Consider the following 15,098-nt stretch of genomic DNA (forward strand, 5'->3'; position numbering starts at 1 on the left):
GGCTCGTTCCGGCCGAAAAGCTCTCAAATACATCCCCGGCCAGCTGCTTGCCCAAGGCCTCCGCCATCTGACTGCGGCAGGAGTTGTGGACACAGACGAAGGCCACCTGGGGCCTTTTGTGCGCAGCGGCCGAAAAGGGGCAGCGTTTACCGATACATTGGCCGTTCCGGCCGCTGTATGGACAGGCAGGGACAGACCGCTCCATTTCCACGCCCAGATGCTCACGGGTAAAGTCCACGGCGGCCAGGATGGCCAAAAAGGAGTCCCGCTTGCAGCACCGGGGCCCGCCCGCCTTGCCGATGCTCTCCAGCGCCCGGGCGGTCATCTGATTGCTCAGCCCCCAGGGCTCTCGGGCCAGAGGCGTGGACTGCGTGACAATGGCCAGGTACTGCCCCGCGCTGATTCCGGCCCCGCAGGCTCCCCAAAACCCGCAGACGCCGCCCGGAACAGCCTTGCCCCGGCTGTACATCTCCCGAAGCGCCTCTCCCAGTTCCAGCCGGCCGCCGGCGTTCCGGTAGGCAGTGAGCAGGGCCGCTCCCACCATTACATGATGCTCCGGCCCGTGCATATGGCAAAAGGGCAGGTCCATCATCCGGCGGAGGATGGCAATGGGGTCGGCGGAAGTCTCGGACAGGCACAGGCCGAAGATACTGTCCATTCCCTGGGTATGACAGTCGTTGCAGACATAGTGACCTTTCACGCAGCGGGTCTTGCTGGGTTCTTTTTTGTGACAGATGGCGCACTCCATGATCTCATCCCGGGTCAGGTACTCCAGAGGTGCCTTACAGATCAGACACTCTTCCGTGCTCAAAGTTCCAACTCCTCCCATTGCCGCAGCGCGGCCAGCTGCTCCGGCGTGTGAAACCAGTGTTCTCCGCCCTCCAGCACGGTGAGTTTGGCGCCGTGCTGCCGGGCGTATGCCTCCGCCGTCCGGCGGGGTGTCATGTTGTCCTCGCTCCCGTACAGGATCCGCACCGGGCAAGTCCAGCGGAGGGGCGGATGCTCCCGCACCCAGCACAGGTACTTCCAGGACAGGGTCTGGCCGAAGGCGGTGGGGATCTCCCCCCGCTCCCGCAGCTGCTCCTCCGTCACGCCGGCCCAGCCCATCATGGTCAGGATCAGGCCCTCCATATCCAGGACCGGGGAGACCAGCAGGGCCCGCTCCGGCCTGCCGGCGGCCAGCATAGCGAAATACGCCCCGATGCTGTTGGCCCGGAGAGAGATGGTCCCCCAGCGGCGCTCCGCCCAGTCCAGCGCCGCCCGGATGTCCGGCACCGCCGTCCAGGGAAGCAGCTCCTCTCCCCGGCCCTGGCGCTCCCCATGGCCGGGCAGGTCGATGGACAGCACCTGGTATCCCCGCGGACAAGCCGCCCGGGCAAAGGCCTCCGCCTCCTCCTTGCAGCCCATCTGCCCGTGGAGGAAGAGATAGTTCCGCTCTGCGGGCTCCCCGTACAGGACTGCGGGAACCGCACCGATCGAAAACTGCTGTATTTTCATAACGGTATCGCTCCTTCCTCCAGCGTCACGGCCATCCGCTCCAGGGCAAGGCCCAGTCCATTGAAGCCCGCGCACCGGCTGGGGCGGGTGTTGACGGCGTGATCCAGCAGAGGCTGAGGCTGGCCGGCGGTATCCAGGCACAGGTCCAGCGCCAGCACGTCCTCCCACGCCCGGTTGAGGTAGGCCACCTCCCGGCGTCCGTGGGTACGGGTGATATGAATATCCTCCGCCCGGCGCAGGTACTCCCTGATCGGATCTTCAGAAAATCCGGAGGCGGTGAGACTGTCTCTCAGCCCCTCCCGGAACAGTTCCGGAATATCCATCCACTGGAGCGGCGGCACATCATAGCGCACAAAGGCATACCGGCTGCGGCAGTGGACGGCCAGCAGGCATTTGCGTCCCCGCAGGCGGATCACATGAAGATCCCAGCACAGGCGGCGGTCCGCCTCCGCGCCGCAGGGCGGCGCTTTCACTTTTACAAACCGCTGCAGGGGAAAGGTCAGTCCCAGTTCCATCACTTCACCGCATGGGGAATGGTGACTTTCTCCACCTGAATCTTCCCATCCTCCAGTTCGGCCATCATCATGGTGATCTCTTGGTGAAACCGCCGGGGGCCGCAGGAGCCGGGATTCAGCCACAAAATGCCGCCCTTTTCCTCCTGCACATACTTGTGAGAATGGCCAAATACCACCACATTCACGCCTTCAAGATCTGCCGGAAGCTCCTTCTTGTTATGGACCATGGCAAAGGTCACGCCCTCCAGGGTGAGCGTAAGATCATGGGGAATGGCCTGCGCCCACTCCTTATCGTTGTTGCCGCGGACCATATAGAGGGGCGCGTATCTCCGCAGCTCGTCCACAATGCTCTGTTTGTTGATATCGCCGCCGTGGAGGATGACATCGGCGGTTTTCAGCTTCTCCGCCACCTCAGGCCGCAGAAGGCCGTGGGTATCGGATAAAATCGCAAGTTTCATACAGGTGCCTCCCTTCAAGGCTCGATATGGCTGCCGGAGAGGTTCCCGGCCAGGCAGGCGGCGCTGCGCCCCGGCACAAGCGAATGAGTCTCCGTTTCTATCGCCTTAGTATACCAGATTTGCCAGTCTTCTGAAAGAGCCATATTTGCTCCCCCGGCTTTGACGCTCCGCCAGCTGTCCAGAGGGCATGGGATGGATGCGCTGTTTGCAGAGGGCTATGCCCGGCCATGCCCGCTCCCGGCGGGGACCGCAGCCCTCCGGACCAGCGAAGAAGGAAACCGCCCGGGCGTCAGCTCAGGCGGTTTTGTATTTGACGGAAGAAGCTGCGGGCTTTGTCCAGGTCCCGCTCATTGGGGCGGCCCTTGGCAATGCCGCCCACCAGCCGGAAGGGGCCGAAGGTGTCAAAACCGCGGCAGCCGAATGTCCCCAGGACCCGGCAGCCCCTTTCCCGGGCGATCTGACCTATGGCCGATGAATAGCCGCGACGATACACGCCGTAGGTACAGACGAAAAATACATCCTTCCCCTCCTGCAGATACTGACGGGCAAACCGGAGGACCCCTTCCTGGAATGTTCCGTAATAGATGCCGGAGGCAAATCCGATGCAGTCATATTCTTCCAGCCGCACGGCCCGGCGGACAGTCACATCGATCAGCTCCGCTCCTCCCTCGCCGGCCATGGCCTCCAGCACCTTCCGGGTGTTGCCGTGGTGGCGGGAGTAATAGCAAATTGCTGTTTTCATCGCCCGCTCTCCTCCAGCGTCCAGCCGAAATCGTTGTGGTAGATCATCTGCCGGGTCATACCGCCGTCAATACAAATGTTCTCTCCGGTAATGAAGCCCGCCTTGTCCGAGCAGAGGTAGAGCACCATATGGGCGATGTCCAGAGGATTGCCCACCCGCCCGGCCGGCTGCTGGACGGCGTCGGGGCCGTGGTAGACGGTATAGTCGGTGTCGATCCAGCCGGGGGAGATGGAATTGACCCGCACCTTTCCCGCGAGGCTCACCGCCAGGGCATGGGTCAGGGCGGAGATGCCGCCCTTGGCCGCGGTGTAGCTCTCAGTCTGGGGCTGGCTCATCCGGTCCCGGGAAGAGGAGATATTCACAATGGCCGCCCCGGGCGCAAAGTGGGGCGCAAACAGCTTGGCAAGGTAAAAGGGCGCGGTGACCCCCACCCGCAGGGCGTAGTTGAATTCCTCATAGGTACACCGGTCGATCCCCTTCATCAGGGGCAGGGCGTTGTTGATGAGATAGTCCACGCGGCCATAGTCGGCGACGACCCTGGCCGCAAAGTTCTCCAGGACTGACTGGTCGGCCAGGTCGCCCACAAAATAATCATTCGGGAGCAGGTCGATGACGCAGACCTGTGCTCCGGCTTTTCGGAATTCCTCCGCGATGGCCTTTCCAATGCCCCTGGCACCGCCGGTAACCACGGCGACTTTGTTTTCAAACATAGCGTTTCCCCCTCATTCCGCGTTCTCGTCCAGAGCCTCCACCAGGAAGCTCACCGGGCGGAAGCCGTCGTTGCAGGAGAGCATAGCGGACCTGGGATCTTTCATCCAGCCGTCGTAGAAATCCGCTCCCCCGTGGCTCAGGGCCAGCACAAAGGGCGAGAGGGTATCCCAGGCGCTCTGGCAGAAGCCCTCCGGTTTTTCCCAGCCGTTGGCGATGAAAACCCGCCCCTCCTCCATATCGCAGGCGTGGGAGATGGGGTTTTCATACCGGGCCATCAGATCCTCATACCGGGTAATGCGCATGACGGTGATCTTACACTTTTTCATATAATGACCCCCTCGCAGCGTCCATCCCGTGCCGGACAGGCTGAACTGTCCAGCGGGGGAACCGCTTTATCCGTATGCTCTTTCATATGCATATGTGGTTTTCAGCCATTTCTCATCGCGCCGGTGTTCACGGGGCCTTCACTGTCCCGCCCGTGATCAGGCGGGGGCCTTTCCGCGCAGCCGGGCAACGGACGAAGGTTTGAAAAATTATACCTCCGTCCGGGAAAACGCACAAGCCCCTTATCATATCTCATGTTTCTTCTCGCCGTTTGAATCAATCGCCCGGCAGAAAAGCCCCCGCTGTTCCTCTGCAAGCCGCTCGGCCTGCCGGAACTCGCAGGCCCGGCAGGCGGGCTTTCTATTCTCTGGAATATCCGCCTTACTGCACTGCCTTTCCGGACGCTCAGCCCCTTCCGCCGGACGGACCGCTGTCTCGCCCCGGTGAGGGCGGTGAGGCGGGAACAAGCCATCCGCAGGCATCTTCCGCCTGCGAATGGCTGTTGTCTTTGGCTCTGCGCTTTATTCCTGCCGCAGGCGCTCCACCACGGAATGGCGCTGGGCCGCACGGCAGCTGAGCAGCGGGATGAGAATACCCAGCGCCCCGAACAGGGGCAGCACCACAGCGATGGGCCAGACGGTAAAGCGGTATGTGAAAAACCAGATCAGTCTGTTGAGGCCGGGGCCCACAAAGGGGGCCGTGACCACGATCAGCGCCAGAGCCAGGAGGGCGGCGCCCAGGGTATAGAACAGTCCCTCCAGGGCCAGCATGGTCCGCAGCTGCCGCCCCGTCATGCCGATGGACTGGAGCACCGCCAGCTCCCGGCGGCGGGCGGTGATGCCGGTGAGGATGGCGTTGAAGAAGTTCAGCACCCCCACCAGACCCACGATGAAGCTCAGAGCGCCGCCCAGCAGCAGGAACATCTGTCGGGTGCTCTCAAACTCCCCGGCATAGATGGTCTTGCTCTCGTAGTCAAACTGGGGGACCACATTCCCCGTGTAGTCCTTGAGGAATGCCTCCATAGCGGCGTTGGCCTCCTCCGTAGTGTCGAAGGCGTAGTACATGACGGAATCGGTCCCGGTGTCCCGGAGGAAGGTCTCCGCTCCCATGACGAACTCGTCGGCGCCATAGTAGCGGTAGGAGAAGGCGTAGGGCACCATCACCAGGGCCGCCACGGTGTAGTCCACGTCCCGGTACTTGACTGCCCGGTCCGTGTAAGGGACGCCTTCCGGCACATTCTCAAAGGAGCCGAACACTTCCCCGGTGATGGGATTGTAGTATTCGCTCTCCTCCACATATCGGATGGTCACCGTATCGCCCAGCCGGGCCCAATGGCTGTCCATATCCGGATTTCCATAGTCATCGTCGCTGTATACAGCGGCGACATAATTCCCGTCAGGATCGCCCAGTTTTGAAAGATCCCCTTCCAGCACCGTCAGATGACTGAGCGCGAAGGACTCCATGCCGTAGAGCTGTACCCGATCGGCCAGCAGGCCGTCCTCATTGCGGTCCATGAAGGCCACCATGCTGTCCAGCTGCTCCGGGGTATTCCAGCGGCTCTGCACGGAGCGGTAGTATTTCTCAGTGACAAACTCCAGCGCCGGGCCGGTTTTGCCATAAATGCGGGCGCTCTCCGTAATGCCGCTCTGGGCACTTACGGCGTCGATCACCTCCTCCGGTACTCCCATCTCGTCGTTAAACGAATCTCCGCCGGTCTGGAACTGGCCCGCGTCGGCCAGGATAAAGTCGCTGGCGGTGAAGTTAGCCACATATTTGTCCATATCAAAGCCGCCCGCAAAGGTCACCGTTGCAGTCAGCAGCACCACGGCCAGGGTCAGGGACAGCACCGTGAGAAAAGTCTTTCCCCGGCTGCGGCCCAGATTGGCCGCAGCCAAAGACAGCAGGGACACGCCCTTGCCACGGCGCTTCTCTTTCCGGTTTAGTGCCTTGCCCTCGGTGTAGCGCACCGCCTCCACCGGGGACACCTTGCCCGCCAGGCGGCCGGGACGGCGGCAGGAAATGAGCACCGTCACCAGGGCAAAGACGGCCGCACCCGCAAAGAGAAGCGGGCTGACAGAGACCACCGTGGTCACGGCGTTGAGCTGTGCGGTAATGACCGGCGTAAGCACACCCCCCAGCAGCCAGCCCAACAGCAGACCGACAGGGATGCCGACGAGGGAGAGGAGCAGGGCCTGGTTGCGGATGATCCGCCGGAGCTGCCGGGGCGTGGTGCCAATGGTTTTCAGCAGGCCGTAGAAGCGGATGTCCCCCGCCACGGAGATCTGGAACACATTGTAGATGATGAGATACCCGGTGAGCAGGATGAGGAGCAGCACTCCCACGATGATAGCCGCCACGGCGGGGTCCAGCTTGTCCGAGAGCTGTGCCCCGGTGTAGCCCCAGTTGACACCCAGAGCAATGTACTCCCCGGCGATCTCGCTCTGATAGCCGTGGTTTTCCAAAATCTGATCGAGGTCCTTGGCAATGGAGCGGGCGCCGTTTTTCAGCATCACGTCCAAATTCCAGCTGCCGGTCATGCCGTCGCTGCCTGGCGGGGTGACGCCCACCTCGGCCAGCACCGCATCCACCCGGCTCTCAGGGATCAGGATGTGGTTGGCCACGATGGCCTCGTCGTACTCCCACCACCCGCTCAAGGTAAAGGTCTGGGTGGTGGTATGGCCATCCACATCAAAGGTAACGGTGAATTCTGCGCCGAGTACCGGCTCCACTCCCAGCAGCGCCAGCACATGGGTGTCGGTGGCCGCCTCGTCGGTGCCCTCCTGGGGCAGACGGCCTTCCACCGGATCGCAGTAGCTCCAGTGGGCCTCATTCGCATCGGAGTAGCCGATCTCCACATGAGATTTGTTGAAGGGAACCTCTGTGGGCATACCTAAAAAACGGCGCAGGCCCCACTGGTCGATGAGAGGATCGTCCTTCAACTCCTCAAACTGCTCCTCCGTCAGATATTTGAACGTACCGTGGGCCCACCCTCCGGCCTGACGGAAGTTGTTCTGCTGGATGCCCTCATTGATGGAGAGGGCGATGGTAAAAAGAGAGGTGAAGAGCACCGCCGTCAGGGCGATGGCCAGCACCGCCACGATGTTCCGGGTGCGGCTGGCGAGAAGGGTGCGCAGGCTCAGGCGGCGGATGCAGCCCCGGTTGGAGACGTTCATGTCCTTCGCCCCCTTACCGCGCCACGATCCGCCCGTCCTCGATGCGGACGATGCGGTCGGCCATCTGGGCAATCTCCTCGTTATGGGTGATCATCACCATGGTCTGGGCGAACTTCTGCCCGGTCACCTTCATCAGGCTGAGCACATCCTGGCTGGTCCGGCTGTCCAGGTTGCCGGTAGGCTCGTCGGCCAGGAGGATGGCGGGCTTCGTTGCCAGGGCCCGTGCGATGGCAACCCGCTGCTGCTGACCGCCGGAGAGCTGGCCCGGCAGGCTCCGGAGCTTCTTCTCCAAGCCCAGAGCGGCAATGACCTCCTGCACATAGGCCTCGTCCACTCTGGCCCCGTCCAGCTGAATGGGCAGAACGATGTTCTCCCACACGCTGAGCACCGGCACCAGGTTGTAGGACTGGAACACAAAGCCGACTTTGCGGCGGCGGAAAATGGTCAGGGCCTCGTCCTTCAGGGCGAAGATATCCTTGCCGTCCACGGTGACGGTGCCGGAGGTGGGCCGGTCCAGCCCGCCCAGCATATGGAGCAGCGTGGACTTGCCGGAGCCGGAGGTGCCCACAATGGCCACAAACTCCCCCTGCTCCACGCTCAGATCCACGCCGTCCAGGGCCTTTACCTGGGTATCCCCGGCGCCGTAATATTTTTTCAGATCACGGGTCTCAAGAATCGTCATACGATGTTCCTCCAAAGAAAAAGTCTGTACCGTCTTTTGACAATACAGACTTTAACATGAGAATCTGTCCTGGTCCTTTCAAGAATGTGACAGTTTTGAAAGAAATCCGGTCCGGCTCCGTCAATGCACCGCTTTTGCCCGCACCAGCAGCATCATGGGACGGCGCAGCTCGTCCCGCATGCTGGGAATGTCCAGCATATCCGCAGAAGGCTCTGCCTCTTCCACCGCTTCCAGGACAAAGCCGCTGCGCAGCAGCCCCATCAGGATCTGGGTGAGCGTATGGTGCTGCTTGCGGACCTCGCAGCCCAGAAAGTGAGTGATCCGCTCCCCGGGCGTGAAATACTGATCGATGGGCCAATACAGCGGCGTGCCATCTTTCCCATAGGCCCAATCCTGTCCCACGCCGGCGGTAAAGACAGGATGCTCGATGTTGATGAGAAAGATTCCGTTTTTCTTCAGCGTCCGATGGACATTTTCAAAAATGGCGCTCAGGTCCTCGATATAGTGCAGCGCCAGATTGGAGACCACGCAATCCCATGCATTTTCCGGATACTCATATTCCTCGATCCCGCACACCCGATAGCGGATGCCTTCCCCACGGTTGCGCCGCTTGGCCTCCTCGATCATTTTCCGGCTCAGATCGATACCCAGCACCTGCCGGGCCCCCTGCTCCACAGCAAACCGGCAGTGCCACCCGTAGCCACAGCCCAGATCCAGCACAGACTTTCCCTCCAGCGGGGGGAAAAGGGGCTTGAGCTGATGCCACTCCCCTGCTGCGGAAAGTCCCTCCCGGCTGCGGGGCATCTGGGCATATTGCTGGAAAAACGCCTCGTTTTCATATTCATTTCTCACGGTATAATCCTCCTGCGCGCTGTGATCCTATGCCTCCCGGGGAATATAGAGCGAAAATGCGCTTCCCACCCCGGGCATGCTCTCCACCTTCACGTAGCCCCCCTGTTTTTCCGCAATCTGCCGGGTGAGGTAGAGACCGATGCCTACGCCCTCGGTTTGCCAGGCTCCCTGGGCGCGGTAAAACCGTCCGAAAATTTTGGCCTGCTCCGCCTCGGAAATGCCCGGGCCGGTATCGCTCACCCGGACGGCGGAGAACAGCTCATAGTTTTTGACCTCCACCGTCACGGCCCCGCCGGACGGGGTGTACTTGACGGCGTTGTCCAGCAGATTGCACACCGCCTCCTCCGTCCACTTGGCATCAAAGACGGCAAAGCCTTCTGTCTGCCGGACAGTCAGAGTGATGCCTTTTTCTGTGGCTTTGGGCGCATACTGGGCGGCAGAGCGCTCCACCACTGCAGAAAGCTCCCCGGGCTGAGGGTGGAGGGCCAGAATTCCGGTCTCCAGACGAGAGGTCTTGACCAATGCCTCAATGAGGGACTGGAGCTTGTCCGCCTGGGCGGAGATGGCAGCGGCGCAGTCCTTTCCCTGGGGGGTGAGGGGCTGCTCTGAGAGCAGCTGGGCGTAAAGCTGGAGATTGGACACCGGAGTCTTGGTCTGGTGGGAGATGTCGGAAATGAGGGCGCTGATTTGGTCCTTTTGCTCCCGCACATTTCGCTCGGACAGGGCGCTGGCCGTCAGGTACCGGGCCAATCGGCTCTCCAGCGCGGAGAGGCGGCTCTCGTCAAAGGTCTTTTCGGAAAAGCTGCCGTCCAAGGCCGCAGTGAGCATGTCGTCCAGACGCCGGATGGTGCGGACAGTCCGCCAGCGGTCATAGCCGACCACGGCCAGGGCCAGCAGCACCACTGCGCTCGCGATGATATACCCTGTCATGGCCTCACCGCCCAGGTGTAGCCGATGCCGTACACCGTTTTCAGATACTCCGGATTGGCGGGATCGGTCTCCAGTTTGCTCCGCAGCCGCTTGACTGTGACGGACAGGGCGTTTTCCTCCACGAATTCCGCGCCGTCCGTCCATACCCGGTCTACCAGCACGGCCCGGGGCACGGCATGGCCCCGATTCTCCACCAGCACCCGCAGCAGCCTCTGCTCAGTCTTTGACAGCTCCACGGATCTGCCGTCCCGGCGAAAGTCCATCCGGTCAAAGTCGAAGGCAAAGGGGCCTGCGGACAGCGCAGAGGATGCCTTGGGCGCACCCCGCCGGAGCTGTGCGTTCACCCGGGCCCGGAGTACGGCCAGAGAGAAGGGCTTGGTGATATAGTCGTCCGCCCCGGCCTCCAGACCGGTCACCTCATCCAGCTCCAGATCATTGGCGGTGAGCAGGATCACCGGCACGGCATTGCCCTCCGCCCGCACCTGGCGCAGAAGGTCCAGCCCGCTGCCGTCGGGAAGATTGACGTCCAGGATCAGTAGGTCGAACCGCTCTTGCTCCAGCGCCTCCCGGGCCTTTTCCAGGCTGGGCCGGCAGACGACAGACGCCTCCGCCCGCGTCAGGGCCATGGCGATCCCCCGCCCCAGGGTCTTATCGTCTTCCAAAAGAAAAATCCGTTTCATACTCGCTCCCCATCGTTTGTTGTTTCCGCTTGCAGCGCAAGGGAGTTTTGATTGTTTATTATAGCACACGTTTCGGCTTTGGCATATGGGAATCGGTTGCCGGACACGAGGAGCCGTGATAAAATCTTCCTGCCGCGGCCGGCAGCGAGAAAAAGCGCGCCTTCCGGGCCGGTCCTCATTCGGGATGAACCCCGGAAAAGCCGGTGCGGCAGAGGCTCCTTCAAGCGCGAAATTCCCCCTTGACTCTGACGCCGCGTCAACTGCTACCCTGTTCCCAAGGAGGGATGCATATGGAGTATTCCATTCAGGAGCTGTCGCGCCTGTCCGGGGTGACCACCCGCACCCTGCGCTGGTACGACCAGATTGGCCTGCTGAAGCCCAGCCGGGTGGTGGAGAGCGGCTACCGCTACTATGGCAAGGCGGAGGTGGACCGGCTGCAGGATATTCTCTATTGCCGGACCCTCGGGGTGGAGCTGGCGCGGATCAAGAAATGTCTGGACGATCCCTCCTTTGACCGTCTGGCCGCTCTGCGCAGTCACCTGGCCGCGCTGGAGGCGGAGCGGGAGCGGCTGGAACAGCTCATCCGGTCGGTGAGAGACACCATCGGAGCGGAAGAAAGGAACGAGATCATGAGCGACGAGCAGAAATTTGAGGCGTTCAAGCAGCGGGCAGTAGCCCATAACGAGGAAGTTTATGGAGCGGAGATCCGCGCCAAGTACGGCGATCAAGAGGTGGACGAGGCCAACGCCGCAGTGATGAACCTGACCCGGGAACAATATCAGGAGTGGACGGACCTGGGCCGGGAGATCCAGGAGCGGCTGGAGGCCGCCGTCCAAGCCGGCCTCTCTCCGGAGAGCCAGGAGGGCAAGGAAATCTGTGCCCTCCACCGCCGGTGGCTCACACTCACCGGAAACCGATACGACCCGGCTAGGCACCGGGGGATTGCGGAGCTCTATGTGATGGACGAGCGGTTTACCGCCTACTACGATAAGCGCCTTCCCGGCTGCGCCCGTTTCCTGCGGGATGCTGTGGTTCACTGGGCAAAATAGAGAACAAACAGGCCCCGGCAAAAGCCGGGGCCTGTTTGTTCTAATTTCAGCCGATTATGCAGTTCCACTTGAGTGGAAAAGCCCTCAGTCCCGTCTCCCCGGCCTCCCAAGCAGCCCTTTTTATTTTCTGTTCGGTTTTCTTTTGATGGACAGCAGGCTCATAAACTCTTCAAACAATGAGGTGTCCGTCGGCTGGAACATCAGCCACTTCCCATCATGATAAGTCTTTGCCTCGTCGTAAATCCGCTGTACTTCTTTGGAGTACTGCTCTTTGTCTGTTTCAAATTTCAAACGCTCGTCTTTTCCCAGGATGATCATGAATCCGATGCAGTTTTCTCTCGCGTACAGCGCGCACAAAGTCTTGCCGCCCCGCCGGTATTTGTACTCGTAGACCCAGGCTTTTCCGCCGCTGCTCCACAGACGCTCCATGCTATATGATGCGTCAATCAGAGCACATAACCGGATCCAAATCTCATATAAAGGTTCTCCCACCAAAGTTATCATCTGCTCCGCATTCGGAACCATATCAAGCACGGTACTCACCTCCTCCCTGCGGTTGCCAGGAAACGCCTCAGGATGGTTTCCTTAGATGCCTGCGGCGGTTATGTTCACAGAGTCTCCAGCTTTTCCTTGTCCAGGATGGCTGCCATGCCCCGGGACAGTTTCACCAAGCCCACGCTCTGGAACTCCCGCAGGGTGCGGGTGATCACCTCTCGATGGGAGCCCAGGTGGTTGGCGATGGTCTCGTGGGTGATCCGCAGCTCGCAGGCCCCCCTCAATGGCGGCCTCCTGCAGCAAAAAGGCGGCCACCCGTTTGTCCATACTCTTCCACATAAACTGCTCCATCCGGCTCATGACCTCAGAAAACCGACTGGCCACCAGCTCGTTGGTGTAATTGGACACCGCTGTGGACTCAGACATGAGCTGCTGGTAGACTCCCGACGGGATGCTCCAGAACTCGGTGTCCTTTTCCGCCTGAATGGTCACATCAAACTGGATAGAGCGGATGAGGCAGGGAGCGCAGAACAGGCACAAATCCCCCTCAAACAGGCGATAAATGGTGATCTCCCGCCCCTCTTCCGAGTAGACAAAGGCCCGCAGCTGTCCGGTCCGGATCAGCAAAACCCCAGTGCAATCCGTACTGCCGCCCCGCAGGAGCGTACCCCGCTCCACGGCCTGATTGGTCAGGGAGGCCAGGAGACGCCTCTGCTGGTGGGGTTGAAGTTGGTCCCAGATGGGGAAGTAGGTCTGAAAACTCATGCTGCGTCCTCCTCACAGTGTCCCCAGTATAAGGGACGGGAACAACCCCTGTCAACCGCGCGGAGAGGAGATTGCACAAGCGCCTTACCGGACCATCCGGCAAGCTACTTTTATACAGTCATCTCCAAGGTGATTTCATCACAGACAAAGATTGTCCTTTTCAGTATAGTAAATACAAATCATGGACTTTGAAACAGCGTGCGGTCCCTCTTTTAGCGGGCAAACGCGCAGAGTTTGGTATCCATGACGATGCTGCCGGCCGAAATAAACGGCGGCTTCCAGCCCAGGCAGATCTTTGGCCTGGTCAATCTAATCGTAAGGAGGTCTTTTAAATGAGAAGCATCACCAAGTTGGATTTACAGTACGCCCACCGCTTTTACGGCTTCAAAGGCGAGGCCCAGTATCTCCACGGCCACACCGGCGTATTGACCATTGAGGTGGAGGACACCATCGAGCCCGGCGTCAACATGGTGTTCCCCTGCAACGAGATCCAGAAAACCGCCTGGGAAGTCCTGAAGAATTTCGACCACGCCCTGATCCTGCGTCAGGACGACCCCCTGCTGCCTGCCGTTTTGAAGGTCTATGAGGAGCAGGGCATCCGGAACGGCACCCCCCAGAACCAGATGAAGGGCCCCGCCTTCCAGACTGAGCTGGCCACCGCTTATCCCGAGTGCCGTCTGGTGGTGACCAAGGAGACGCTGACGGTGGAGGGCATGATCAAGATCGTCTACGATCTGCTGAAGGACAAGCTGAACATCGCCAAGATCACCTTCACCAGCGGCGTCAACGCGGCCTCGGCGGAGTTCGACACCCACAACCGGATCGACCGCTGCCCCCTGTGCGGCATCGCGCTGAACGAGAACGGCGTGTGCCCCAAGTGCGGCTATCGGCAGGGATGATTCCTCGGGTCTGCCGTCATCCCGAAAACAGTCACAGCCAAGTCTTTGCGATGCGCCGGACCCGGAGCACTCCCGGGTCCGGCGCTTTTTCAGGAGGTCACGGAAGCATGGGCAGAAGATGGTTCTCTCTTCTGACCGCTTCGGCGCTGCTGCTGAGCGGCTGCTCCGCCGCCCCGGCGGGCCGCCATCAACTGCTGGGCGAAACAAGCATTGCGTCAGCCCCCGGCCTGTGCCTGGTGAGAAATCAAGATCCTCCCATACTGTGTTCCGATCCGAGGAGCACAATGTGGGAGGATCTATTTTTGCTGCCTGTCTGCCGCAGGTCCCTGTACAGCATTCGTATGGTGATGGCCGGAATCATTCCCATGGAGACCGACTTGTCCAACGCCGCCATCACCGAAATGGGCCAGATCAGCGCCAAGTCCAGCGACAGCAGCAGAATGGAACTGATGAGAAAGGTGCGGCGGCAGCGGTTTTGCTCCGCCTCAGGACGGGCTCTATTTCTCCTCTCTGTCAGAAGGGCCATGCCCCGGATGGCCGCGAGCAGGAAGCAAAGGATACCGATGCTCCCATGCCAGGCCGACTCGCAGCAAAGCCCCAGGTAGCCGTTGTACAGGGCAAAGCGCGCCGTGCAACCAAAGGACTCGCTGGCGCTCACCATCATCTGGCAGATGTAGTCTTTCCGCCATGTCCTCAGAAAGCCCGCGGCCCTCTGGCTATTTCTCATAGCTTCCATCCCTGGGCCGCACGCAGGACTCGATGATGCCAGCGATCGTCTCCACCTCGTCGGCGCAGTCCTGCCGCAGCCATTCCTTGACGATGGCTATGATACCCTCCACATAGTAGGCCATGTAATAGGGCTGGTAGGCGGCCGGAATCCCGAACCGCTCCATGAGGGGGCCGAGGACCCGCTGCTTCAATTCTCCGTACCGGACATGCGCCCCCATGTTGCTGGGATTGCGGAACGCAGCCCGGTAAATCTTCTTGTTGTCCCGGATGAAGCAGAGATAGGGGACAAGATGTTCCCGGGTGACCAGGATCAGTTCCTCCCGCTTCCGGCTGTCTATGTCCCCCAGGACCTCCTCTTCCTGCCGAGGGAAATAGGAGAGAAACCGCTGGTCGATCATCTCCAGGGTTTCGTTCACCAGGTCGGAGATGGTATCATAGTGGAGGTAGAAGGTGGAGCGGTTCACCCCGGCCAGGCGACAGATCTCCTTCACCGTGATGTACTCCAGGTCCTTCTCCTCCAGCAGGGCAATGAGCGCCTCATCCATCCGCAGGGCGGTATTGAAGTATTTGCTCTCCGATTTGTTCATCTGCCGCCCT

The 15,098-nt window shown here is 60.8% G+C and carries 16 protein-coding genes and 2 pseudogenes; 2 read left to right on the plus strand and 16 right to left on the minus strand.

Translation table 11 applies throughout. The annotated features are described in order from the left end of the window. Positions 1–133 precede the first annotated feature (133 nt). The 12 genes and pseudogenes from KFE19_02270 to KFE19_02325 form a co-directional block, all read right to left on the minus strand. A pseudogene (locus KFE19_02270) lies at positions 134–829 on the minus strand (SAM-dependent methyltransferase). Beyond that, positions 808–1,497: an alpha/beta hydrolase gene (locus KFE19_02275; GenBank protein QUO38371.1), complete on the minus strand. Its 690-nt coding sequence runs from the start codon at positions 1,495–1,497 to the stop codon at positions 808–810. The pseudogene KFE19_02270 and the gene KFE19_02275 overlap by 22 nt, the downstream one beginning before the upstream one ends. Continuing rightward, positions 1,494–2,012: a hypothetical protein gene (locus tag KFE19_02280; GenBank protein QUO38372.1), complete on the minus strand. Its 519-nt coding sequence runs from the start codon at positions 2,010–2,012 to the stop codon at positions 1,494–1,496. Before KFE19_02280 ends, KFE19_02275 begins: the two co-directional genes overlap by 4 nt. Next, positions 2,012–2,470, minus strand: a complete 459-nt coding sequence (locus tag KFE19_02285) for a metallophosphoesterase family protein (GenBank protein ID QUO38373.1) — start codon at positions 2,468–2,470, stop codon at positions 2,012–2,014. Before KFE19_02285 ends, KFE19_02280 begins: the two co-directional genes overlap by 1 nt. 289 nt (positions 2,471–2,759) lie before the next feature. Beyond that, positions 2,760–3,212: a flavodoxin family protein gene (locus tag KFE19_02290; GenBank protein ID QUO38374.1), complete on the minus strand. Its 453-nt coding sequence runs from the start codon at positions 3,210–3,212 to the stop codon at positions 2,760–2,762. Further along, positions 3,209–3,922, minus strand: coding sequence for an SDR family oxidoreductase (locus tag KFE19_02295; protein QUO38375.1), 714 nt, complete (start codon positions 3,920–3,922; stop codon positions 3,209–3,211). Before KFE19_02295 ends, KFE19_02290 begins: the two co-directional genes overlap by 4 nt. Before the next feature lie 12 nt (positions 3,923–3,934). Beyond that, complete coding sequence (locus KFE19_02300) at positions 3,935–4,249, minus strand: TIGR04076 family protein (protein ID QUO38376.1); 315 nt, start codon at positions 4,247–4,249, stop codon at positions 3,935–3,937. A 519-nt stretch (positions 4,250–4,768) separates the two neighbouring features. Beyond that, positions 4,769–7,420 carry an ABC transporter permease gene (locus KFE19_02305; GenBank protein QUO38377.1) on the minus strand — a complete coding sequence of 884 codons (2,652 nt, stop codon included), beginning with the start codon at positions 7,418–7,420 and terminating at the stop codon, positions 4,769–4,771. A 13-nt stretch (positions 7,421–7,433) separates the two neighbouring features. Then, positions 7,434–8,102: an ABC transporter ATP-binding protein gene (locus KFE19_02310; GenBank protein QUO38378.1), complete on the minus strand. Its 669-nt coding sequence runs from the start codon at positions 8,100–8,102 to the stop codon at positions 7,434–7,436. A gap of 120 nt (positions 8,103–8,222) precedes the next feature. Continuing rightward, the gene (locus KFE19_02315; GenBank protein ID QUO39497.1) at positions 8,223–8,906 is read right to left on the minus strand and encodes a methyltransferase domain-containing protein; all 684 of its coding nucleotides are present in this window, start codon (positions 8,904–8,906) and stop codon (positions 8,223–8,225) included. A 75-nt stretch (positions 8,907–8,981) separates the two neighbouring features. After that, positions 8,982–9,884, minus strand: a complete 903-nt coding sequence (locus KFE19_02320; GenBank protein ID QUO38379.1) for a HAMP domain-containing histidine kinase — start codon at positions 9,882–9,884, stop codon at positions 8,982–8,984. Further along, positions 9,881–10,564: a response regulator transcription factor gene (locus tag KFE19_02325; protein QUO38380.1), complete on the minus strand. Its 684-nt coding sequence runs from the start codon at positions 10,562–10,564 to the stop codon at positions 9,881–9,883. Before KFE19_02325 ends, KFE19_02320 begins: the two co-directional genes overlap by 4 nt. A 290-nt stretch (positions 10,565–10,854) precedes the next feature. Between KFE19_02325 and KFE19_02330 the strand changes: the two genes are divergently transcribed. Then, entirely contained in the window at positions 10,855–11,613 is a 759-nt protein-coding gene (locus tag KFE19_02330) for a MerR family transcriptional regulator (protein QUO38381.1), read from the plus strand. Positions 11,614–11,733: 120 nt separating this feature from the next. Here KFE19_02330 and KFE19_02335 read toward each other — a convergent pair whose 3' ends face one another. Together KFE19_02335 and KFE19_02340 are read right to left on the minus strand one after the other, a co-directional pair. Continuing rightward, a complete protein-coding gene (locus KFE19_02335) occupies positions 11,734–12,147 on the minus strand; it encodes a DUF3788 domain-containing protein (protein QUO38382.1) in 414 nt (137 codons plus the stop codon). Between the two features lie 74 nt (positions 12,148–12,221). Beyond that, positions 12,222–12,873 (minus strand): annotated as a pseudogene (locus KFE19_02340) (Crp/Fnr family transcriptional regulator). A gap of 332 nt (positions 12,874–13,205) precedes the next feature. Between KFE19_02340 and KFE19_02345 the strand changes: the two are divergent. Continuing rightward, positions 13,206–13,772 (plus strand): 6-carboxytetrahydropterin synthase, encoded by a 567-nt coding sequence (locus tag KFE19_02345; protein QUO38383.1) that lies wholly within the window; start codon positions 13,206–13,208, stop codon positions 13,770–13,772. A 244-nt stretch (positions 13,773–14,016) separates the two neighbouring features. Here KFE19_02345 and KFE19_02350 read toward each other — a convergent pair whose 3' ends face one another. Both KFE19_02350 and KFE19_02355 read right to left on the minus strand, forming a co-directional pair. Further along, positions 14,017–14,499, minus strand: coding sequence for a hypothetical protein (locus tag KFE19_02350; protein ID QUO38384.1), 483 nt, complete (start codon positions 14,497–14,499; stop codon positions 14,017–14,019). After that, the gene (locus KFE19_02355) at positions 14,489–15,088 is read right to left on the minus strand and encodes a TetR/AcrR family transcriptional regulator (protein ID QUO38385.1); all 600 of its coding nucleotides are present in this window, start codon (positions 15,086–15,088) and stop codon (positions 14,489–14,491) included. The genes KFE19_02350 and KFE19_02355 overlap by 11 nt, the downstream gene beginning before the upstream one ends. Between the last annotated feature and the right edge of the window lie 10 nt (positions 15,089–15,098).

The sequence above is a fragment of the Dysosmobacter sp. Marseille-Q4140 genome, assembly GCA_018228705.1.
In the GTDB taxonomy this organism is placed as follows: domain Bacteria; phylum Bacillota; class Clostridia; order Oscillospirales; family Oscillospiraceae; genus Oscillibacter.